Origin of the sequence: Stenotrophomonas sp. AS1, from assembly GCF_048957655.1 — a bacterium.
GTDB classification, from domain to species: domain Bacteria; phylum Pseudomonadota; class Gammaproteobacteria; order Xanthomonadales; family Xanthomonadaceae; genus Stenotrophomonas; species Stenotrophomonas bentonitica_A.
Genome location: NZ_JARVXM010000002.1, coordinates 149,913 through 170,734 on the forward strand (window position 1 = coordinate 149,913; position 20,822 = coordinate 170,734).

At 67.5% G+C, this 20,822-nt stretch carries 17 protein-coding genes and 1 pseudogene; 15 read left to right on the plus strand and 3 right to left on the minus strand.

The window, feature by feature from the left end; all coding sequences use genetic code 11:
* Nucleotides 1–48 precede the first annotated feature (48 nt).
* The 12 genes from PV764_RS04165 to rnt all read left to right on the plus strand — a co-directional run bounded on the left by PV764_RS04165 (nt 49) and on the right by rnt (nt 10,697).
* Nucleotides 49–1,260 (plus strand): OprO/OprP family phosphate-selective porin, encoded by a 1,212-nt coding sequence (locus PV764_RS04165; RefSeq protein WP_026070196.1) that lies wholly within the window; start codon nt 49–51, stop codon nt 1,258–1,260.
* Between the two features lie 76 nt (nt 1,261–1,336).
* Nucleotides 1,337–1,648 (plus strand): hypothetical protein, encoded by a 312-nt coding sequence (locus PV764_RS04170; RefSeq protein ID WP_343312127.1) that lies wholly within the window; start codon nt 1,337–1,339, stop codon nt 1,646–1,648.
* A 123-nt stretch (nt 1,649–1,771) separates the two neighbouring features.
* Nucleotides 1,772–2,791, plus strand: coding sequence for a phosphate ABC transporter substrate-binding protein PstS (gene pstS / locus PV764_RS04175; protein ID WP_046272026.1), 1,020 nt, complete (start codon nt 1,772–1,774; stop codon nt 2,789–2,791).
* Nucleotides 2,792–3,093: 302 nt separating this feature from the next.
* On the plus strand, nt 3,094–4,185 hold the full coding sequence (gene pstS / locus PV764_RS04180) for a phosphate ABC transporter substrate-binding protein PstS (protein ID WP_046272027.1): 1,092 nt from the start codon (nt 3,094–3,096) through the stop codon (nt 4,183–4,185).
* A 133-nt stretch (nt 4,186–4,318) separates the two neighbouring features.
* Nucleotides 4,319–5,287 (plus strand): phosphate ABC transporter permease subunit PstC, encoded by a 969-nt coding sequence (gene pstC / locus PV764_RS04185; RefSeq protein ID WP_421116228.1) that lies wholly within the window; start codon nt 4,319–4,321, stop codon nt 5,285–5,287.
* On the plus strand, nt 5,287–6,162 hold the full coding sequence (pstA, locus tag PV764_RS04190) for a phosphate ABC transporter permease PstA (RefSeq protein ID WP_421116229.1): 876 nt from the start codon (nt 5,287–5,289) through the stop codon (nt 6,160–6,162). Before pstC ends, pstA begins: the two co-directional genes overlap by 1 nt.
* Nucleotides 6,163–6,181: 19 nt before the next feature.
* Entirely contained in the window at nt 6,182–7,012 is an 831-nt protein-coding gene (gene pstB, locus PV764_RS04195) for a phosphate ABC transporter ATP-binding protein PstB (protein ID WP_019185894.1), read from the plus strand.
* Nucleotides 7,013–7,077: 65 nt separating this feature from the next.
* Nucleotides 7,078–7,785, plus strand: coding sequence for a phosphate signaling complex protein PhoU (gene phoU, locus PV764_RS04200; protein WP_019185895.1), 708 nt, complete (start codon nt 7,078–7,080; stop codon nt 7,783–7,785).
* A 218-nt stretch (nt 7,786–8,003) separates the two neighbouring features.
* Nucleotides 8,004–8,378, plus strand: coding sequence for a hypothetical protein (locus PV764_RS04205; RefSeq protein ID WP_046272028.1), 375 nt, complete (start codon nt 8,004–8,006; stop codon nt 8,376–8,378).
* A 25-nt stretch (nt 8,379–8,403) separates the two neighbouring features.
* Nucleotides 8,404–9,237 carry a DUF692 domain-containing protein gene (locus PV764_RS04210; RefSeq protein WP_343312379.1) on the plus strand — a complete coding sequence of 278 codons (834 nt, stop codon included), beginning with the start codon at nt 8,404–8,406 and terminating at the stop codon, nt 9,235–9,237.
* Nucleotides 9,230–9,997, plus strand: a complete 768-nt coding sequence (locus PV764_RS04215; protein ID WP_343312130.1) for a DNA-binding domain-containing protein — start codon at nt 9,230–9,232, stop codon at nt 9,995–9,997. Before PV764_RS04210 ends, PV764_RS04215 begins: the two co-directional genes overlap by 8 nt.
* 112 nt (nt 9,998–10,109) lie before the next feature.
* Nucleotides 10,110–10,697 carry a ribonuclease T gene (rnt, locus tag PV764_RS04220; RefSeq protein ID WP_046272216.1) on the plus strand — a complete coding sequence of 196 codons (588 nt, stop codon included), beginning with the start codon at nt 10,110–10,112 and terminating at the stop codon, nt 10,695–10,697.
* Nucleotides 10,698–10,703: 6 nt separating this feature from the next.
* Here rnt and PV764_RS04225 read toward each other — a convergent pair whose 3' ends face one another.
* The 3 genes from PV764_RS04225 to PV764_RS04235 form a co-directional block, all read right to left on the minus strand.
* The gene (locus PV764_RS04225) at nt 10,704–13,676 is read right to left on the minus strand and encodes a ligand-binding sensor domain-containing diguanylate cyclase (protein WP_343312131.1); all 2,973 of its coding nucleotides are present in this window, start codon (nt 13,674–13,676) and stop codon (nt 10,704–10,706) included.
* 209 nt (nt 13,677–13,885) lie between these two features.
* The gene (locus PV764_RS04230) at nt 13,886–15,304 is read right to left on the minus strand and encodes a sensor histidine kinase (protein ID WP_421116230.1); all 1,419 of its coding nucleotides are present in this window, start codon (nt 15,302–15,304) and stop codon (nt 13,886–13,888) included.
* Nucleotides 15,301–16,029, minus strand: coding sequence for a response regulator (locus tag PV764_RS04235; protein WP_019185902.1), 729 nt, complete (start codon nt 16,027–16,029; stop codon nt 15,301–15,303). The genes PV764_RS04230 and PV764_RS04235 overlap by 4 nt, the downstream gene beginning before the upstream one ends.
* A gap of 172 nt (nt 16,030–16,201) precedes the next feature.
* Here PV764_RS04235 and PV764_RS04240 point away from each other — a divergent pair, with 172 nt between their 5' ends.
* The 3 genes and pseudogenes from PV764_RS04240 to PV764_RS04250 all read left to right on the plus strand — a co-directional run.
* Nucleotides 16,202–17,470 (plus strand): efflux RND transporter periplasmic adaptor subunit, encoded by a 1,269-nt coding sequence (locus tag PV764_RS04240; RefSeq protein WP_070427566.1) that lies wholly within the window; start codon nt 16,202–16,204, stop codon nt 17,468–17,470.
* Nucleotides 17,467–19,437, plus strand: a complete 1,971-nt coding sequence (locus PV764_RS04245) for a MacB family efflux pump subunit (RefSeq protein WP_421116231.1) — start codon at nt 17,467–17,469, stop codon at nt 19,435–19,437. The genes PV764_RS04240 and PV764_RS04245 overlap by 4 nt, the downstream gene beginning before the upstream one ends.
* A pseudogene (locus tag PV764_RS04250) lies at nt 19,434–20,744 on the plus strand (TolC family protein); the annotation flags it as partial. The gene PV764_RS04245 and the pseudogene PV764_RS04250, both read left to right, overlap by 4 nt.
* Nucleotides 20,745–20,822 lie beyond the last annotated feature (78 nt).

Below are 20,822 nucleotides of genomic sequence, written 5' to 3' on the forward strand. Positions count from 1 at the left end.
CTAATTAGCCTGCGCAGCATCTTCCCACCTGCCTGCAAGGCTCCTTCCATGAAACTGCATCGCCAACTTCTTACTGCGGCCGTGGCGGCTGCGCTGTTCGTTCCGGCCGCTCACGCTGAAGTGGCCATCGATGTGATCGGCGGTTCGGAAATCACGTTCGAGGGCCTGGTCCAGGCCGACGGCAACTGGTTCGACAACGATGTGACCGACCTCAACGGCGGTGATGCCGGCAACGGCAAGAACAGCGAATTCGAGCTGCGCCGCGCCGAGCTGGTGCTCAAGGGCAAGGGCCCGGGCAACGTGGAATGGGTGGTGGGCTACGACGCCAAGGCCGACAAGTTCCTGGACACCAACCTGAAGTACAAGCTGGCCGGCAACGCCAACCACTTCGTGCAGTTCGGCCAGTTCAAGCAGCCCAACAGCCTGGAAGAACTCTCCAGCACCAAGAACAACGACTTCATCTCCAAGGCCGCGGTCACCAACACCTACGCCGTGGCCCGCCGCCTGGGTGGCGCCTACAGCATCGGTGACAACAACTGGTCCGTCACCGCCAGCGCCTTCGGCCGCGAGCTGACCCGCAACCTGGCCCACGGCAGCGGCTACGGCGCGCGTGGTACCTGGGCACCGATCAATGACAAGGGCCAGGTCCTGCACTTCGGCCTGAGCTATGTGGACTACGACACCGACGCCGACACCCTGCGCGTGCGCGCCCGTCCGAACGCCGACCTGGCCACCGCGCGCCTGGTCGACAGCGGCAACCTGGTCGATACCGACCGCGTCAGCACGATCGGTGCCGAAGCGATGTACATCGGTGGCCCGTTCAAGGCCCAGGCCGAGTACTACACCAGCAAGGCCAAGCGTTACTCGCACGACAACTACAGCAGCGACGGCTACTACGTCAGCGGCCTGTGGAACATCAGCGGCGAGACCTGGGGCTACAAGGGCGGTACCCCGACCACCGGCCTGCCGGACGAACCGGGCCGCGGCATGTGGCAGCTGGGTGCGCGTTACGACCACATGGATCTCAACGACGGTAACCTGAACGCGAATCCGGTGGCCGGCCGCCCGCCGATCGTCGATGGCGTGCTCGGCGGCAAGATGGACATCTGGACCGTGGGCGTGAACTACTACTGGCGCTCCAACACCAAGTTCGCGCTGAACTACGTGATGGTGGACAGCAAGAAGTACAGCTCCACCGCCCGTACGTTCGTCAACGACGATCCGAACATCCTCGAAGCGCGCCTGCAGTTCTTCTGGTAAGCCCTGCAGTACGCGTGTGACACAAAGGCGCAGCTTCGGCTGCGCCTTTTTTCGTGCTCCTTTCAGCGAAGAACAATTGCATCTCCTGGCGGTGCAGGCAGACACGCTGCGCACGCTCGGCCCACCGATGGTGCTGCGTCGCTTCCAGGCCGAATGGGACACGCGCTGCGCCGGTGAATCCACCGATGTGTCGCGCACCGTCGCGGTCGGCCCGCAAGGCAGGCACGGGCTGGCCGACCTCGTTCTGCGCGAACGCCGGGTCACCACGCACAGCTGGATGGATGGCGACACCTGCCGCGACCAGGACACGCCGGTGGAAGGCGAGCGCCATGTGCTGCGCTTCGATGGCAGCCGCTACGGGGTTCCGGAGGCACTGCAGCCGCTGTGACACCCCTCCCGGAAAGCGTGTCACGAGGCAGTCATATGACAGTCGCTGCGCTGTCATCGAACCGTTATGGAATGAGCACCGGGCGGGACACCCCGCACCTTCATCCATCCCAGGAGCCACCCCGTGATCCACGCCTTCAAATCGCGCGCCGCTGTTGCCGTCCTCGCCGCGTCGTCCGTGTTCGCCGCCAACGCCGCCGATGTGACCGGCGCGGGCGCCTCGTTCATCTATCCGGTCATGTCCAAGTGGTCCGCCGACTACAGCACCGCGACCGGCAAGAAGGTCAACTACCAGTCCATCGGTTCCGGTGGTGGTATCGCCCAGATCAAGGCCGCGACCGTTGATTTCGGCTCCTCCGATGCCCCGCTGAAGCCCGAAGAACTGGCGGCGGCCGGCCTGGCCCAGTTCCCGTCGGTGATCGGCGGCGTGGTCCCGGTGATCAACGTGGCCGGCATCGCCCCGGGCGCGCTGAAGCTCGACGGCCCGACCCTGGGCAACATCTTCCTGGGCAAGATCAAGACCTGGAACGACCCGGCGATCGCCGCGCTGAACCCGGGCGTCAAGCTGCCGGACGGCAAGATCACCGTCGTGCACCGCTCGGACGGTTCGGGCACCACCTTCAACTTCGTCAACTACCTCTCCAAGGTCAACCCGGAGTGGAAGACCAAGGTCGGTGAAGGCACCTCGGTCCAGTGGCCGGTCGGCATCGGTGGCAAGGGCAACGAAGGTGTTGCCGCCTATGTGAAGCAGATCAAGGGCGGCATCGGCTACGTCGAACTGTCCTACGCGCTGCAGAACAAGATGTCCTATGCCGCGATGAAGAACGCCTCGGGCAAGATCGTGCTGCCGAGCGACACCTCCTTCGCCGCCGCTGCCGCCAGCGCCGACTGGGCCAGTTCGAAGGATTTCTACCTGGTCATGACCAACGCCCCGGGCGCCGATGCGTGGCCGATCACCGCCACCAACTTCATCCTGGTCCGCAAGCAGCCCAAGAACGTCGCCAACGCCAAGGCCACCCAGGAGTTCTTCCGCTGGATCTACAAGAGCGGCGATGCGCAGGCCAAGCAGCTCGACTACGTTCCGCTGCCGGACACCCTGGTCAAGCAGATCGAGACCTACTGGTCGCAGAACCTGAAGTATTGAGCAAGCCACCACCGACGGTGGTGACCTACCGGTAGGTGCCGACCGTTGGTCGGTACGCGTCGCCCCCGACGCAACTACTGGACAGTGCAATGGCGCCGGAGGGACCTCTCTCCCCCTTCCGGCGCCATCGGGCGCGGGCCGCAAGGTTCCGCGCCTTTTTGTTGCCTGCCCCCGACGGGGCGGCCCTTGTGGGACAAGGCTTTGCGTGCGCCAGGTCACGGCGTCATCAAGCTGTAACAAAAACATCATTTCATAGTCGCGTCGCCGGAAAGACCGGCCCTTATCCCGCTATGGAGTGACGCATGAAACTGCACACGGCCAGCATTGCCGCCCTTTCCCTGGCCATCGCGCTGGGTCTTTCCGCCTGCAAGCCGGGCGCTGAAGGCCAGGCCGCCGCGCCGGCCACCGATGCGCCCGCTGCCGCTCCGGCCGCTGGCGATCGCCTGACCGCCGAGATCTCCGGCGCCGGTGCATCCTTCATTTTCCCGCTGGTGTCCAAGTGGTCGGCCGACTACAACGCCGCCACCGGCGCCAAGATCAACTACCAGTCGATCGGTTCCGGTGGTGGCATCGCCCAGATCAAGGCCGGCACCGTTGATTTCGGTTCTTCCGACAAGCCGCTGAGCAGCGAAGAGCTGGCCCAGGCCGGCCTCGGCCAGTTCCCGTCGGCCATCGGTGGCGTGGTCCCGGTGGTGAACATCGACGGCCTGGAAGCCGGCAAGCTGCGCCTGAGCGGCGCCCTGCTGGCCGATATCTTCCTGGGCAAGGTCAAGACCTGGAACGACCCGGCCATCGTCGCCGCCAACCCGGGCGTCAAGCTGCCCGACGGCAAGATCACCCTGGTGCACCGTTCGGATGGCTCGGGCACCACCTTCAACTTCTCCAACTACCTCTCCAAGGTCAGCCCGGACTGGAAGAGCAAGGTCGGCGAAGGCACCTCGGTGCAGTGGCCGGACGGCGTGGGTGGCAAGGGCAACGAAGGCGTGGCCTCGTACGTGAAGCAGATCAAGGGCTCGATCGGCTACGTCGAACTGGCCTACGCGCTGCAGAACGGCATGCCGTACGCCTCGATGCAGAACGCCGCCGGCAACTGGGTGCAGCCGAGCGCGGAAACCTTCGCCGCGGCAGCCGCCAGCGCCGACTGGGCCAGCGCCAAGGACTTCAACCTGGTCATCACCAATGCCCCGGGCGACCAGGCATGGCCGATCACCGCCACCAATTTCATGCTGATGCACAAGCAGCCCAAGGATGCCCAGCGCAGCAAGGACACCCTGGCGTTCTTCAAGTGGGCCTTCGAGAAGGGCCAGTCCCAGGCCAACGAACTGCACTACGTGCCGCTGCCGGCCGAGCTGGTCACCCAGATCGAAGCCTATTGGACGGCCGAGTTCAAGTGAAACAGCCAGGCCCGCGCGCGTCGCGGGCCTGAGCGGTCGTAGTGCCGGGCACTGCCCGGCAGCACCACGCTGCACATGTGTTGCCGGGCATGGCCCGGCACTACCCCTCTTCTTACGGCCCCCGCCTTTTCCCATGAATGCCATTGCCCAGCCTGTTCCCGCACCGTCCCTCCGCGACCTGCGTGATGCCCGCAACGACACACTGTTCCGCTGGGTACTGATCGCCACCGTCATCCTGGTGCTGGTCGCCCTGGCCTGCGCCGCGCTCTCCATGCTGTGGGGCGGCCGCCATGCCCTGCAGGAGCAGGGCCTGAGCTTCTTCTACTCGTCCGAATGGAATCCGGTCGAGAACAAATTCGGTGCGCTCGCACCGATCTACGGCACCCTGGTCACCGCCCTGATCGCGATGGTCATCGCCGTCCCGGTGAGCTTTGGTATCGCCTTCTTCCTGACCGAGGTCGCCCCGCGCTGGCTGCGTGGCCCGGTCGGTACCGCCATCGAACTGCTGGCCGGTATCCCCTCGATCATCTACGGCATGTGGGGCCTGTTCGTGCTGGTGCCGGTGATGACCGAGTACGTCACCCCGTTCCTCAACGACCACCTGGGCACGATGCCGATCATCGGCCCGCTGTTCCAGGGCCCACCGCTGGGCATCGGCGTGCTCACCGCCGGCTTCGTGCTGGCGATCATGGTGATCCCCTTCATCTCCTCGGTGATGCGCGAAGTGTTCCTCACCGTGCCGACCCGCCTGAAGGAATCGGCCTACGCGCTGGGCTCCACCAAGTGGGAAGTGAGCTGGGACATCGTGCTGCCCTACACCCGCTCGGCGGTGATCGGCGGCATCTTCCTGGGCCTGGGCCGCGCGCTCGGTGAAACCATGGCGGTGGCCTTCGTGATCGGCAACAGCGTGCGCCTGTCGCCGTCGCTGCTGGAACCGGGCACCACCATTGCCGCACTGATCGCCAACGACTTCGGTGAAGCTACCGAAACCTACCGCTCCGCGCTGCTGCTGCTCGGCTTCGTGCTCTTCATCGTCACCTTCGTGGTGCTGGCAATCGCCCGCCTGATGCTGATGCGTCTGTCCCGCAAGGAGGGCAACTGATGTCCACCGTCGCTACGCACTCTTCCCAGCCGCTGTACCTGCGCCGCCGCATCGTCAACGTGGTCGCGCTGCTGATGTCCTGCCTGACCGCGCTGTTCGGCCTGTTCTTCCTCGGCTGGATCCTGTGGACGCTGGCCTCCAAGGGCCTGGCCGGGATCAACCTGGACCTGTTTACCAAGATGACACCGCCGCCGATGCAGGAAGGCGGCCTGGCCAATGCATTCTTCGGCAGTGCCGTGATGTGCGGCCTGGCGATCGCGATCGGCACCCCGCTGGGCGTGCTCGCCGGCACCTGGCTGGCCGAGTACGGCAACTTCCGCAAGGCCGGCACGGTGGTCCGTTTCGTCAACGACATCCTGCTCTCGGCGCCGTCGATCGTTCTGGGCCTGTTCGTCTACACCCTGTATGTGATGCAGACCGGCGGCCAGTTCTCGGCCTTCGCCGGCGCGCTCTCGCTGGCCTTCATCGTGCTGCCGGTGGTGGTGCGTACCACCGATGAAATGCTGCGCCTGGTGCCCTCGCAGATGCGCGAAGCAGCGCTGTCGCTGGGTATCCCGCAGTGGAAGGTGACCGTGCAGGTGCTGTACCGCAGCGCCGCCGCCGGCATCGTGACCGGCATCCTGCTGGCGCTGGCCCGCATCTCCGGTGAAACCGCGCCGCTGCTGTTCACCGCCTTCGGCAACCAGTACTGGAACAGCAACGTGTTCCAGCCGATGGCCTCGGTCCCGGTGGTGATGAACCAGTTCGCCGGCAGCCCGTATGAATCCTGGCAGGTGCTGGCCTGGGCCGGCGCGCTGGTGCTGACCGTGTTCGTGCTGCTGGTCAGCCTTTCCGCGCGCGGCATCCTGCTGCGCAACCGTATCTCCCATGACTGACCTTTCCACGGACATCGCCATGAACGATCTCTCCAATGCCGTGCCGATGCAGCGCATCGTGGTCCCGGCCTCGCATGAAAACCTGCAGACCCCGGCGCCGATCAAGCTGGCCGCGCGCGGTCTGGATTTCTACTACGACAAGTTCCATGCGCTGAAGGGCATCGACCTGGAGATTCCGGAAAAGCGCGTCACCGCGCTGATCGGTCCCTCCGGTTGCGGCAAGTCCACCCTGCTGCGCATCTTCAACCGCATCTACGCGCTGTACCCCAAGCTGGAAGCGCGTGGTGAAGTGCTGCTGGATGGCGAGAACATCCTCTCGCCGAAGTACCCGATGAACCGCCTGCGCAGCAAGGTCGGCATGGTGTTCCAGAAGCCGGTGCCGTTCCCGATGACCATCTTCGAGAACGTGGCCTACGGCATCCGCCACCACGAGAAGCTCTCCAAGTCCGAGATGACCGACCGCGTCGAGCAGGCCCTGCGCCAGGGCGCGCTGTGGGACGAGGTGAAGGACAAGCTCAACCAGAGCGCGCTGGGCCTGTCCGGTGGCCAGCAGCAGCGCCTGTGCATCGCCCGCGCCGTGGCCCTGCGCCCGGACGTGCTGCTGCTCGACGAGCCGACCTCGGCGCTGGACCCGATCTCCACCAGCCGTATCGAGCAGCTGGTGGAAGAGCTCAAGCACGATTACACCATCGTGATCGTGACCCACAACATGCAGCAGGCCGCGCGCGTCTCCGACTACACCGCCTTCATGTACCTGGGCGACCTGATCGAACACGACCGCACCGAAGTGATCTTCTCGCAGCCCAACAAGCAGCAGACCGAGGATTACATCACCGGTCGTTTCGGTTGATCGGCGCTGTCCCCTCACCAACTGTCCCAGCCAGGCATGGCCTGGCGCTACCCGGATTGCAGACCATGAATCTTCCCAACGACCACATCGTCAAGAGCTACGACGAAGAACAGCAGCGCCTGGTGGCCGAGATCGTGCGCATGGGCGAGATGGCCGTCGCCCAGCTGGAGGCGTCCATGGACGTCATCGAGAAGCGCGACGAGAACGCGGCCCAGCGCATCATCGCCAACGATGAAGCCATCGATGCGCTCGAGCAGCACATCAGCCACGACGTCATGCGCCTGGCGCTGCGCGGGCCGATGGCGCGCGACCTGCGCGAGATCCTGGCCGGCCTGCGCATTCCTGCCGACATCGAACGCATCGGCGATTACGCCGCCAACGTGGCCAAGCGCTCGATCGCCCTGAGCAAGGTGCCGCCGCTGCCGCAGATCCAGGGCCTGCGTGCGCTGGGCCGGCTGGCCGCGCAGCAGGTACGCCGTGCGATCGAAGCCTACCGCGACAACGACGCCGCCGCGGCGCTGGAACTGCGCGACGACGATGCCCGCCTGGACGCGCAGTACACCGCGCTGTTCCGCGAGCTGCTGACGTACATGATGGAGGACCCGCGCAACATCACCCCGTGCACCCATCTGCTGTTCATGGCCAAGAACCTGGAACGCGTGGGCGACCACGCGACCAACATCGCCGAGAACGTGTGGTTCCTGGTGCATGGCGAGCAGGCCCTGCCGCCGCGCGAGAAGCGCGACGAGACCAGCAGCACCGATCACGTCTGAGCGTGTGCTTCAAAAAACGGAAAGCAAAAGCCGCTGCCTTCGGGTGGCGGTTTTTTTGTGGCCGGAGCGTCCGGGCGCTCCGGGAATGACGCACTGCACTTCACGAAACGTTGAATCCTGTGTGAGGATTCGATGAGCCGGGCCGGTCCACCATGGCCGCACCTGCTGCCCCCACGCCGCCATCCCGGGCCCCGGCCCCTTGCAAGGAGATTCACCCGATGAGCACACCTACCCGCGCGCAGTCCCTGTTGGCAGCGGCTACGCTGGCCGCCGGCCTGGGCGTGACCGCCTCGGCGTCCGCGTTGAGCATGACCGACCTGGCCCAGGGCTACCTGGTGGCCGGCCAAGCGGCGACCAAGGCGGCCGAAGGCAAGTGTGGCGAAGGAAAATGTGGTGCGCACGGCGACAAGGCCGGCAGCACGGCGGGCGACAAGGCCGCGACCGCCGGTGCCAAGACCGCCGAAGGCAAGTGTGGGGAAGGCAATTGCGGTGCCGACAAAGGCAAGGCCGCTGGCGGCAAGGCAAAGACCGCCGGCGACAGCAAGGCGGCGGAAGGCAAGTGCGGCGAAGGCAAGTGCGGTGCCAGGCACTGACGCTCCCGCCACTGGGCTGGACCGGTTGCCGCTGCCTGCGGCGGCGACTGGACTTGGCTTGCGCCGCGCCCTGCTGCAGGACCTGCGCGATGCGCCCGCGGGAGATCTCGACTTCCTCGAATGCGCGCCGGAAAACTGGATCGGCGTCGGTGGGCCGGCCGGCGATGCACTGGCCGAACTGGCAACGCGCTACCCGCTCACCTGCCATGGGCTGTCGCTTTCGCTGGGCAGCACCGCGCCACTGGATACCTCCCTGCTCGACCAGGTGGGCCGCTTCCTGGAGCGTCACAAGGTGCCGCTGTACAGCGAACACCTGAGCTACTGCAGCGATGACGGCCACCTCTACGATCTGCTGCCGATTCCCTTCACCGAGGAAGCAGTGCGTCACACCGCGGCGCGTATCGCCCGGGTGCAGGACCTGCTGGGCCGGCGCATCGCGGTGGAGAACGTGTCCTATTACCTTGCCCCGGAGCCGGTCATGGACGAACTGGCCTTCACCACGGCGGTGCTCGCCGAGGCCGATTGCGACCTGCTGCTGGACGTCAACAACGTCTACGTCAACGCCTGCAACCACGGCTACGACGCTGATGCCTTCATCGCCGGGCTGCCGGCTGCGCGCATCGTCTGCCTGCATGTGGCCGGTCACCTCGATGAGGCTCCTGACCTGAAGATCGATACCCACGGCAGCGCGGTGATCGATCCGGTCTGGGCGCTGCTCGGCCGCACCTATGCGCGCATCGGGCCCCGCCCGACCCTGCTGGAACGCGATTTCAACTTCCCCCCATATGCCGAACTGCGTGGCGAGCTGCAGACCATCCGCCAGCGGATGGCCGCTCATGCCGGAGGCCGGCATGACTGACGCCCCGGCGCGCCTGCACGCACAGCAGCGAGCCCTCACCGCGCACCTGCGCGACCCGGCCCGGGTCCCTGCCCCGCCGGGGCTGGACGCGCGCCGGCTGGGCCTCCATGAGCGGCTGGTGTTCAACAACGTGCTCGGGCTGCTGGGCAACGGCTTCCCGGTCTGCGTGCGCCTGCTCGGCGAGGCAGCGTGGGCCGCCCTGGTCCGGCGGTATCTCGCAGTACACCGTGCGCAGACCCCGTTGTTCACCGAACTGGCCGCCGAGTTCGTGCAGTGGTTGCAGGGCCAGGCCACACTGCCGCATCCGGCACTGGCCGAACTGGCCCATTACGAGTGGGTGGAAACGGCTCTCTACCAGTTGGACGCGTCCCCGCTGCCGCCCGCGCCCGGCCTGGACCCGATGCGCGCGGCGCTGCAGCGCTCACCGCTGGCCTGGCCGCTGCGCTATCGCTGGCCCGTGCACCGGCTCGGCACCGATGACGCGCCGACGCGGCCCGACCCCGAGCCGACCGCGTTGCTGCTCCGCCGCGACCCGGATGGGCAGGTCCGCTTCGCCGCGGTCAGCCCGATGGCCGCGCAGCTGCTGGAGCTGATCGGTCAGCATCCCGGCAGCACCGGCACTACGTATCTGCAGCAGCTTGCGCAGGCACACGGCATGGCGGCCGATGCCCTGCTGCTGCCAGGCGCCGCCCTGCTGCGGCAATGTCACGACAGCGGGGTGATCGGACCGGCCCCCGACGCTGGCCGCCGCAGCGCCTGAGCGCGGGGGGGCATACAGGTCGCTCTGCTAAACTGGGGCGATGACTGACGACCTCCCCCGCTCCGACGCGCCGGCTGCTGCCGACGCACTGCCCGCTGCCGCCCAGCGCTTGATGGCGACCCGCTTCCGCGGCTTCCTGCCGGTGGCGGTGGACGTGGAAACCGGTGGATTCGACTCGGATCGCCACGCCCTGCTGGAGATCGCCGCGGTGCCGATCGAGATGGACGAGACCGGCCTGCTCTATCCCGGCCAGACCGCCAGCGCCCATGTGGTACCCGCCGAAGGCCTGGAGATCGATCCCAAGTCGCTGGAGATCACCGGCATCATCCTGGACCACCCCTTCCGGCTGGCCAAGGTCGAGCGCGACGCGCTGGACCACATCTTCGCCCCGATCCGGGTGGCGATGAAGAAGTACGGCTGCCAGCGCGCGATCCTGGTCGGGCACAACGCCCACTTCGACCTGGGCTTCGTCAATGCGGCGGTCAACCGGACCGGCCACAAGCGCAACCCGTTCCACCCCTTCAGCGTGTTCGACACCGTCACCCTCGGCGGCATCGCCTATGGCCAGACCGTGCTGGCGCGCGCGGCCACCGCAGCCGGGCTGGGCTGGGATGCCGATGAGGCGCACAGCGCAGTGTATGACACCGAGCAGACCGCCAAGCTGTTCTGCAAGGTCGCCAACAGCTGGCCGCGCCCCTGAGCGGCATCAACCGATAGCGGTTCTGTCGCGCCCTTCGCTCTTGGCCCGGTACAGCGCGCGGTCGGCGCGCTGGTAGAGCAGCATCGGCGTGCGGTCGGCGGCATCCAGTTCGACCAGGCCGGCGCTGAAGGTCACCGTCAGCCCCGGGATGCCTGCCCAGTCGGGGTGGTCATGGAACAACCCGCGCAGGCGCGCGCAGACCTGGGCGGCTTCGTCCAGGCGGGTGTCATTGAGCAGCAGCGCGAATTCTTCGCCGCCGGTACGCGCCGGCATGTCCGAATCACGGCAGGCCGAGGCCAGCAGCCGTGCCACTTCCACCAGCACCACATCGCCCACCGAATGGCTGTGCCGGTCGTTCACTTCCTTGAAGTGGTCGATGTCCAGCACCACCAGGCACAGAGGGTGGTGGCTGCGCTGCGAGCGCGCGAAATCACGTGCCAGCGCTTCATCGAACGCGCGCCGGTTCGGCAGGCCGGTCAGGGCGTCTTCGCGGGCCTGCCGCTCGAAGGCCTCGGCCTGCACTGCCAGCCGGTCAGCCAGTTCGGTCTTCTCCAGATTCAGCGCCTGCAGGTTCACCGTCTGCGTCTGCAGATCCAGCGTCGCTTCCTTCACCATCCGTGCCAGCCGTACATTGCTGGCCTTGTAACGGTTGATCAGATACCGGTACAACGCGATCAGCCCGGCCAGCAACAACAGCGCGGCGACCAGCTGCACACTGCGGCGTTGCCACAGGAACGGTTCCACCGTGAATTCCCATACCGCTTCACTGTCGCTCCAGGCGCCGCCCGGATGCGCAGCGGACACGTGCAGCGTGTAGTCGCCCGGCGGCAGGCCGATGAACTCCACGCTGCGCTGCTGGCCGCGCTCGATCCAGCCTTTGTCCAGGCCATCCAGACGGGTGCGGTAGCGGATACGCTCGGAAAGCAGATAGCTCAGCCCGACGTAACTCACGCTCAAGCGGCGCCCACCGGGAATCGAATTATGGTCGCTGCCCTGCCAATGCAGCGGCGCCCCGTCGACCTGCACGCTCTCGATCACCGCCGGCGGCGCCAGGCGCTCGCGGAAGCGCTGCAGCCGCAGCGGGTCGACCATGCTCAGGCCACCAGCGGTCACCACCCAGAACGTGCCGTCCTGACGCAGGATCGCCGATGGCCCGGAGCTGCCGTTGGCCTGTGAATTGGCCATGCCGTCGATCTCGTTGTAATGCTCGACCTCCACCCGCGCGGCGCGCCCGTCAGCGACGGCATTGAGCATCGCCATGTCGGTGCGCAGCACGCCGCGGTTGCTGCTGATCCAGACATTGCCGACCCGGTCGGGCACCAGCTGGAACACGGTGTCCACCGGCATGCCCTGCTCCAGGCCGACCCGCGCCAGCGTGCCTTGCTGGTAGCGGTACAGGCCGCGGTCGGTGCTGATCCACATCGCATCGCCGATCTGCTGGAAGCCGAACACGCTGCGCCCGCCGCCCAGGCGCTGCAGGTCGATGGCCTGCACCCGGTCGCCGCGCAGCACCCGGATGCCCTCGATGGTGCCGATCCACAGCCCGCCCTCAGCATCATGCGCCAGCGCGGTGATCAGCCCGGTCGGCATGCCGGGAATCGCCGGCTGCCCGACCTGGCCGGCCTCGATGCGGATCACGCCTTTCTGGGTCCCGGCCCAGACCACCCCGTCGCGGTCGATGCTGATCGCGCGGATGTTGCCGCCCGGCAGCCCTTCGGCGTTGCCGTAGACGTGCAGGCGCTGGCCCTGTTCGTTGATCTGGAAGATGCCGTCGCCGAACGTGCCCACCCACAACCTGCCCTCACGATCCTGGGCCAGGCTCAGCACCGAGGGGCTCTTGCCAACGTTGTTGCGCAGCGGCACCGGGCTGAAGCGCCCCTGCGCGTCGCGCCGGTCCAGGCCGCTGGCGCTGCCGATCCAGAGCTGGCGCAGGCGATCCTCGAACACCGTGCGCACGTAGTCGCCGCTGAGCCCGTCGCGCTCGGTGAAGCTGCTGAACAAGGTTTCGCGCAAGCGGTACAGGCCGCCATTGGCGCCCACCCAGATGCTGCCCTCGGCGTCTTCGCGCAGGCTGACCACGCGCCCCCCGGGCAGCGACAGCCCGGTCGGCAACCGCTCCAGCCCGTGCCGCGACAAGCGCAGCAGGCCCTGGTTCTCGGTGCCCAGCCACAGGTCGCCGTGGCGGTCCTGCAGCATCGCAGTGATGTGGGTCACCCCCGGCAGGCGGTGCTGCAGCAGCGGCGCGCCATCCTGCATGCGGTAGATGCGCTCACCGGCCACCACCCACATCACCCCATCGGGCGCGCGGTACGGCCATACCAGGCCGCGCCCCAGTCCCCAGCTGTCCGGCGCGCGGCGCTGCACGCCATCGGTGTCGCGCACGACCAGGCCGTCCAGCGTGCCAACCCAGACCCGGTCCTGCGCATCCACCACCAGCTTGGTGAAACTCATCGCCATCGGCACGTCGGCCGGCGGCGTCTGATAGTCGAACGTGCCGTCCGGGCCCAGGCTGCCGATGCCCTTGCCTTCGTACAGCAGCCACAGCCGCCCGTGGCTGTCCATCTGCATCGCCTGGATCAGCACCTGCGGGGTATCGGGGCGATGCTCCCAGACCTGCCAGCGGCCGTCCGCGCCGCGCCGGGTCACATTGCCGCGCGAATCACTGATCCACAGCCCGCCACTGCGGTCCACCAGCAGCGCGCCGACGCCGTTGTCGCGCAGGCCCGGCGTGGTGCTGCGGTCGAATACCGTGAAATCCAGCCCGTTGTAGCGGACCAGGCCTTCCCAGGTGGCGAACCACAGATGCCCTTCCGGGGTCTGGGCGATGTCGCGCAGCGAGTTGTGCGGCAGCCCGTTGCGCGAGGTCCAGACATCGATCGCATAGTCACGCAGCGGCGGCGGGCCGTCCTGGGCCGAGAGCGACCACGGGACCGCGCACAGCAGCATCAGCCACAGCGCAGCCGCCTGCAGGGTCGGCATGCCCGGGAACTTCAGTTGTGCCGGCCGCCACCGGTTCCTGCCCCCCCGATCGCTCATCCGTATGGATCAGCCCTGGGCAGGCGCCGTGCGCATGGGGGGAACGGCCGTGCACCAGCGCGGGGGCTGGCAGAGTCGTACGCTCTCATGGGGGAGACGCTGGAAAGAGATGCCCATAGTAGGCAAATCCTTGCGTTTTGGGGGAGCCGGCGTCAGCCGCCGCGGGATCCGGCCGGGGCCCGCGCCGGCGAGCTCCAGCGCACGATGGCCTCCAGCCCGCCCTGCGGATGGTTGCGCAGGTGCAGGCTTGCCCCATCCTTCTCGGCCAGTGCGCGGGCGATGGTCAGCCCCAGCCCGGCCCCGCCGGTCTGGCGCGAACGCGAGGTTTCCAACCGCACGAACGGGTCGAACACGGCTTCCAGTTCGTCCTCGGCCAGGCCCGGGCCGCTGTCGCGGATGCGGACCTCGACGTCCTGCCCGGATTGCTTCACGCGCACCCGTGCGGTCTGGCCATACATCACCGCGTTGTCGACCAGGTTGGAGAACAGGCGATGCATCGCCAGCGGCCGCAGCATCAGTACCGCCCCACTCGGCTGCTCGAAGCGCACATCCCCACCGGCCTCGGCGGCATCTTCCACGATGCTCTCCAGCAGCGAATCCAGGTCCAGCGCGGCCCGCTGTTCGGCGCTCTCGGCGCTGCGGGCCAGCTCCAGGCCTTCGCGGATCAGTGCCTGCATCGCGCCCAGGTCGCCGATCAGGCGCTCACGCAGGGTCTCGTCGGTGACGTTCTCCAGCCGCAGGCGCAGGCGGGTCACCGGGGTCTGCAGGTCGTGGGTGATCGCCGCCAGCATCTGGGTGCGTTCACCGAGGTGGCGCTGCAGGCGTTTCTGCATGGCGTTGAACGCCTCCGCGGCGCGGCGGACCTCGAACGGGCCGGTCACCGGCATCGGCGCGCCCTGCAGGTCATCGCCCAGCGCCGCGGCGGCATCAGCCAAGCGCTGCAGCGGTGCACTGGCCATCCGCGCCACGATGTAGGCAAGGATCGCGATCGCCACCACCAGCAGGGTCAGGAACAGCGGGTCCACGGCAAGCACGCCGTTATGCGCAACCGCCGGGGAATCCAGCGCCAGCCGCAGCGGCGTGCCATCGCTCAGCTGCAGGGTCACCACACGGCACTTGGGCGGAATGAAAGACGGGTCACGCTCACGCGGCGGATGCCGCATCTTTTCCTTGTCGCGCGGCGGCGGCGGCAGCAGTTCCGGCAGCCGCGGCAGGCAGGAGCGGAAGGAGGTGAAGGCGACCTGGCTGCTCGCCACCGGCCCGGGCCGGTCATCGAGGATCTCCATCAACGCCGCGTCCGGCCGGCCGATGCGCGCACCTTCCGGCAACTGGCGCACGCTCGGCCCGCCACTGCCGAGAAGGCGCTCGCGGAGTTCCGGATTACCGTCGAGCAGGTTCACGAAGCCCTGCAGGCGATCAGCGATGCGGTTGAGGTTCTGCCGTTCAAATTCCTGCTGGCGCTTGGTGCTGGCCAGCATGGTCGCGCCGATCGCGGCCACGCTCATGCCCAGCAGCAGGATGACGAACAATCGTCCCACCATCGAGGAAAAGAAACGGCGCAGGCGTGTCATTCCAGGGTGACCGCCGCCGCAAGCACATAGCCTTCGTTGCGCACGGTCTTGATCAGGCCATCGCTGCCCCCGTCATCGGCCAGCTTGTTGCGCAGGCGGCTGACCTGCAGGTCGATCGCACGGTCCTGCGACTCGTAGTTGCGGCCGCTGCTCAGCGAGACCAGCTGCTCGCGGGACAGCACCTTGTTGGCATGCCCCACGAAGACCCGCAGCAGGCGGAACTCGGCGCCGGACAGCACCACCACCCGCCCGTCGGGATCGACCAGGTGGCGATGTTCCAGATCGAATATCCAGCTGGAGAAGCGCGCGCGGCGGATCGCCAGCGGCTCCAGGTTGGCCGGCAGCGCCTCGGTGCGACGCAGCACGTTGCGGATGCGGGCAAGCAGTTCGCGCGGCTCGAACGGCTTGGCCAGGTAATCGTCGGCACCCATCTCCAGGCCCAGCACGCGGTCGATCGGCTCGCTCCGCGCGGTCAACATGATCACCGGCGTGCTCGAACGCGCACGCAGATCCCGGCACAGGGTCAGGCCGTCTTCGCGCGGCAGGTTGAGGTCGAGCACGATCAGGTCCACGTGCTCGCGCTCCAGCAGCTGGCGCATGCCGTGGCCATCGCCGGCAGTGCTCACCAGGTAACCGGCGCGGCCGAGCTGCTCGGCGAGCAGCTGGCGGATATCGTTGTCGTCATCGACGATCAGCAGTCTATGCATGCTGTTGGCAGTCTCCATGCGGTGATCATCCCCTGTCGGGAGCTGAACCGCATCTCCTGGTTTGCGTACGTCTGTTTCAAAGGGTCATGCAGATACATAACGAAACGCGCTGTGCACCGCAGGGATACATCTTGGTACACGGCGAGCATTGAGCCGGCGGTGAACGATCTTCACAATGCTGACAACGCCGATGCACCGGCCTGCCGAGTTGACGATCATCGTGAAGCCCCGATTGCCCAGAACCCGCCGTGCCCGTCTGCTGCTGTTGCTCGTGGTCGTCATCCTGATCGCCGCGATTGTGGCATGGATGCTGCGAAAGCCGGCCGCCCCCACCCTGGCCACGTCACCGGTCAGCCGCGGCGACATCGAACAGACCGTGGAAGCCACCGGCGTGATCGACGCCTACAAGCTGGTCAGTGTCGGCGCACAGGCCTCCGGCCAGATCAAATCATTGAAAGTCCAGCTCGGCGATACGGTCAAGGAAGGCGACCTGATCGCCGAGATCGACGCCACCACCCAGCAGAACCAGGTGCTCAATGCCCAGGCCTCGCTGGACCAGGTCAAGGCGCAGCGCGCGGTGCAGCAGGCCAGCCTGCGCGAAGCCGAGCTGGAGTTCGCCCGCCAGCAGCAGATGCTCGCCGCCGAGGCCACTTCGCGCGCCGAGTTCGATGCGGCCGACGCCCAGCTCAGGACCGCGCGTGCCCAGATCCAGTCCTTCGATGCACAGATCAAGGGCCGCGAAACCGAACTGGGCACCGCCCGTGCCAACCTGGCCTACACCCGCATCACCGCGCCGATGGACGGCACCGTGGTCGCCGTGGTCGCCGAAGAAGGCCGCACCGTCAACGCCAACCAGACCGCGCCGACCATCGTGATGCTGGCCCGCCTGGACCTGGTCACGGTCAATGCCGAAGTTTCCGAAGCGGACGTGGTCAAGATCAAGGCCGGCATGCCGGTGTACTTCACCACGCTGGGTGAGCCGGACCGCAAGTTCCACGCCACGCTGCGCCAGATCAATCCGGCGCCGGCCTCGATCGCCAACGACAGCTCGAGCAGCTCCAGCTCGTCCAGTTCCAGCTCCAGCACGGCGGTGTACTACAACGCGCTGTTCGACGTGGAAAATCCCGACGGCACGCTGCGCATCGACATGACCGCGCAGGTCTCGGTGATGCTCAAGCAGGCCAAGGACGTGCTGATCATCCCGGCCGTTGCACTCGGCCCGAAGACCCGCGACGGGCAGTACATGGTGCGCGTGGCCGATGCCGATGGCATGCCGGCGCCGCGCAAGGTCAAGATCGGCATCAACAACGGCGCCAATGCCGAGGTGCTGTCCGGGCTGGCCGAGGGCGACAAGGTGATCGTCGGCGAAGGCGGCGGCCTGCAGGGCACCGGTGGCGGCAACCGCGGCGGCAGCACGGTGCGGATCGGCGGCCCCGGCATGGGCGGGCCGCGCCGATGAGCAGCGCCTCGACGGGCACGCCGCTGCTGCGGCTGCGCGACCTGCGCCGCGAGTTTCCGGCGGGCGATGAGACCATCGCAGTGCTGCGCGATGTCAACCTGGACATCGCCGCCGGCGAGATGGTGGCCATCGTTGGCCAGTCCGGTTCGGGCAAGTCCACGCTGATGAACATCCTCGGCTGCCTGGATCGGCCGACCCGTGGCAGTTACCAGGTCGCCGGGCGCGAGACCGGCCGCATGGAGCCGGACGAACTGGCCGAACTGCGCCGCGAACATTTCGGTTTCATCTTCCAGCGCTACCACCTGCTCGGCGATCTGGATGCGCGCGGCAATGTCGCCGTGCCGGCCGTGTACGCCGGCAGCCCCGGCCCGGTGCGCACCGCACGCGCCGAACAGCTGCTGCAGCGGCTCGGCCTGGGCGACCGCATGAACCACAAGCCCGGCCAGTTGTCTGGTGGCCAGCAGCAGCGCGTGTCGATTGCTCGGGCGCTGATGAACGGTGGCGAGGTGATCCTGGCCGATGAGCCGACCGGCGCGCTGGACACCCGATCCGGCGAAGAAGTGATGGGCATCCTCGGCGAGCTGCATGCCGAAGGCCACACCATCATCATCGTGACCCACGACATGAGCGTGGCCAAACACGCCCAGCGCATCATCGAAATCCGCGACGGCGAGATCATTGCCGACCGCACCAATCCGAATGCACCGCGCTACCGCGCGCAGCGCCAGCCCACCGTGGCTGCCGGCAAGGGCCACAGCTGGCGGGCCGCGCGCGACCGCTTCACCGAAGCGTTCCGCATGGCCCTGCTGGCGATGAACGCCCACCGCCTGCGCACCTTCCTGACCATGCTCGGCATCATCATCGGCATCGCCTCGGTGGTCTCGGTGGTGGCGATGGGCAATGGCTCGCAGCAGCAGATCCTGCAGAACATCAGCGCACTGGGCACCAATACGATCGATGTGTATCCCGGGCGCGGGTTCGGCGACATGCGCTCGGCCCGCGTACAGACCCTCAAGGCCAGCGACGCTGATGCCCTGGGCCGGCAGAGCTATATCGACAGTGCCACGCCGAGCGTCTCCTCCTCGGTGACCGCGCGCTACCGCAACCAGTCGGCCACCGCGCAGGTCAACGGCGTGGGCGAGCAGTTCTTCCGGGTCAAGGGCGTGACCCTGCTCGCCGGCAGCTTCTTCGATACCGATGCGGTGCGCAGCCTGGCCCAGGTGGCGATCATCGACGAGAACACCCGCACCCAGTTCTTCCCCAATGGCGAGGACCCGGTGGGCCAGGTGATCCTGCTCGGCAACGTGCCGGTGCGCGTGGTCGGCGTGGCGCAGCGGCAGAGCTTCGGTTTCGGCGGCAGCACCAGCCTGAGCGTGTGGGTGCCGTACACCACGGTGATGTCGCGGATGCTGGGCCAGAGCCATGTGTCCAGCATCACCGTGCGCGTGGACGATGCCACCCCGATGGATGCCGCGCAGGCCGCGATTTCCAAGCTACTGATCATGCGCCACGGCACCGAGGATTTCTTCCTCAGCAACAGCGCCGAGATCCGCCAGACCATCGAACAGACGACCCGCACGATGACCCTGCTGATCAGTGCCATTGCCGCCATCGCGCTGCTGGTCGGCGGCATCGGCGTGATGAACATCATGCTGGTCTCGGTGACCGAACGGACCCGCGAGATCGGCGTGCGCATGGCCGTCGGCGCGCGGCAGAGCGACATCCGCCAGCAGTTCCTGATCGAGGCGGTGCTGGTGTGCCTGCTCGGCGGTCTGCTCGGCGTCGGCCTGTCGCTGGTGGTCGGCTGGCTGTTCGGCAAGTTCGCGCCGGACTTCCAGATGCTGTTCTCGACCGCGTCCATCGTGGCCGCCTTTGCCTGCTCCAGCCTGATCGGCGTGGCGTTTGGTTTCCTGCCGGCCCGCAATGCCGCCCAACTTGATCCCGTGGAGGCGCTGGCGCGCGAATGAAGATTTCTCCTGCTCTGCTGCACCCCGCTTCGCTGCGTCCACTGGCCCTGGCCTGCGTGACCGCACTGACCCTGTCGGCCTGCGTCAGCACCGGTCGCTACCAGGTCGACGCGCCGGCAGTACCGGCCACCTATGGCCGCGGCGATGCCACCCTGAACACCCCCACCGAGCCCATGAGCGAACAGCCGCACGCCACATCGGCCGATGTCCGCACCGATGCCTGGTGGACCCAGTTCGGTGACCCCGGCCTGGACCGTGTGATCGACCGCGCCCTGGCCGCCAACACCGACCTCGTCTCGGCCGGGCTGGCGGTGCAGCGCGCGCGCCTGCAGGCCGGGCTGGCCGACAACGCACTGTGGCCGCAGCCCTCGGGCAGTGTCAGCAGCAGCGGCAACCGCCCGATCGACCAGAGCGCGGACTGGAACCGCGGCAGCTCGGCCGGCGTGTCACTGGGGTGGGAAATCGACCTGTGGGGGCGCCTGCGCACCCAGCGCGACATCGCCCAGTGGGAAGCCCAGGCCAGCCAGGAGGACCTGCAGAACACCGCCCTGCTGGTAATCAGCGACGTGGCCACGCAGTACTGGACGCTGGCCTTCCTCAACCAGTCGATCAACGCAGGGCAGGCCAACCTGGAGCGCCTGCAGCGCACCCGCGAACTGGTCCAGGCCCGCTTCGATGCCGGTGCGGTCTCGCGGCTGGACGTGCGCCAGGCCGCCCAGAGCCTGGAGGCACAGCGTGCCGCGCAGAGTGCGCTGGTGCAGCAACGCGTTGCCGCGCGCAATGCACTGACCGTACTGCTGGATGGGCAGCCGCTGGCCGTGGCCGACGAGCCGCAACAGCTGCAGCGCGTGGCCAGCCCGGTGATCGCCGAAGGCCTGCCGGCCGATCTGCTCGGCCGCCGGCCCGACCTGCGCGCGGCCGAGCTGCGGCTGCGCAACAGCCTGAAGACCATCAAGGTGACCGCGACCCAGTACTACCCGGCGCTGAGCCTTACCGGCAGCGTGGGTACGGGCGCTACCTCGCTGTCGGACGTGCTGAAGAATCCGGTCGCCACGCTCGGCGCCGGGCTGTCGCTGCCGTTCCTCAACGTGCGCCAGGCGCAGTTGAACACCCGGCTGGCCGGCACGGATTATCAGATCGCGGCCAACGGCTTCCGCCGCACGCTGTACACCGCGCTGTCGGAGGTGGACAACGCCTTGTCGGCGCGCACGCAGTTTGCCACCCAGGTGGCGGCCTCGCAGGCGTCCTACGACGAAGCGGTCGAGATCGAGCGGATGTATGAAGTGCGCTACCGGGTCGGCGCCACCCCCGAAGTTGGAGTAGTAGGCGATGCCGCCGGTGATGCGGGTGGCGCCGACCGCCACCACGTTGGCGCAGCTGGCCGG

Coding starts and splice junctions, on each gene's coding strand:
- PV764_RS04165 (WP_026070196.1), top strand. CDS start 49: ATGAAACTGCATCGCCAACTTCTTACTGCGGCCGTGGCGGCTGCGCTG.
- pstS (WP_046272027.1), top strand. CDS start 3,094: ATGAAACTGCACACGGCCAGCATTGCCGCCCTTTCCCTGGCCATCGCG.
- pstC (WP_421116228.1), top strand. CDS start 4,319: ATGAATGCCATTGCCCAGCCTGTTCCCGCACCGTCCCTCCGCGACCTG.
- pstA (WP_421116229.1), top strand. CDS start 5,287: ATGTCCACCGTCGCTACGCACTCTTCCCAGCCGCTGTACCTGCGCCGC.
- pstB (WP_019185894.1), top strand. CDS start 6,182: ATGAACGATCTCTCCAATGCCGTGCCGATGCAGCGCATCGTGGTCCCG.
- phoU (WP_019185895.1), top strand. CDS start 7,078: ATGAATCTTCCCAACGACCACATCGTCAAGAGCTACGACGAAGAACAG.
- PV764_RS04205 (WP_046272028.1), top strand. CDS start 8,004: ATGAGCACACCTACCCGCGCGCAGTCCCTGTTGGCAGCGGCTACGCTG.
- PV764_RS04215 (WP_343312130.1), top strand. CDS start 9,230: ATGACTGACGCCCCGGCGCGCCTGCACGCACAGCAGCGAGCCCTCACC.
- rnt (WP_046272216.1), top strand. CDS start 10,110: ATGGCGACCCGCTTCCGCGGCTTCCTGCCGGTGGCGGTGGACGTGGAA.
- PV764_RS04225 (WP_343312131.1), bottom strand. CDS start 13,676: ATGCCGACCCTGCAGGCGGCTGCGCTGTGGCTGATGCTGCTGTGCGCG.
- PV764_RS04230 (WP_421116230.1), bottom strand. CDS start 15,304: ATGACACGCCTGCGCCGTTTCTTTTCCTCGATGGTGGGACGATTGTTC.
- PV764_RS04235 (WP_019185902.1), bottom strand. CDS start 16,029: ATGGAGACTGCCAACAGCATGCATAGACTGCTGATCGTCGATGACGAC.
- PV764_RS04240 (WP_070427566.1), top strand. CDS start 16,202: ATGCACCGGCCTGCCGAGTTGACGATCATCGTGAAGCCCCGATTGCCC.
- PV764_RS04245 (WP_421116231.1), top strand. CDS start 17,467: ATGAGCAGCGCCTCGACGGGCACGCCGCTGCTGCGGCTGCGCGACCTG.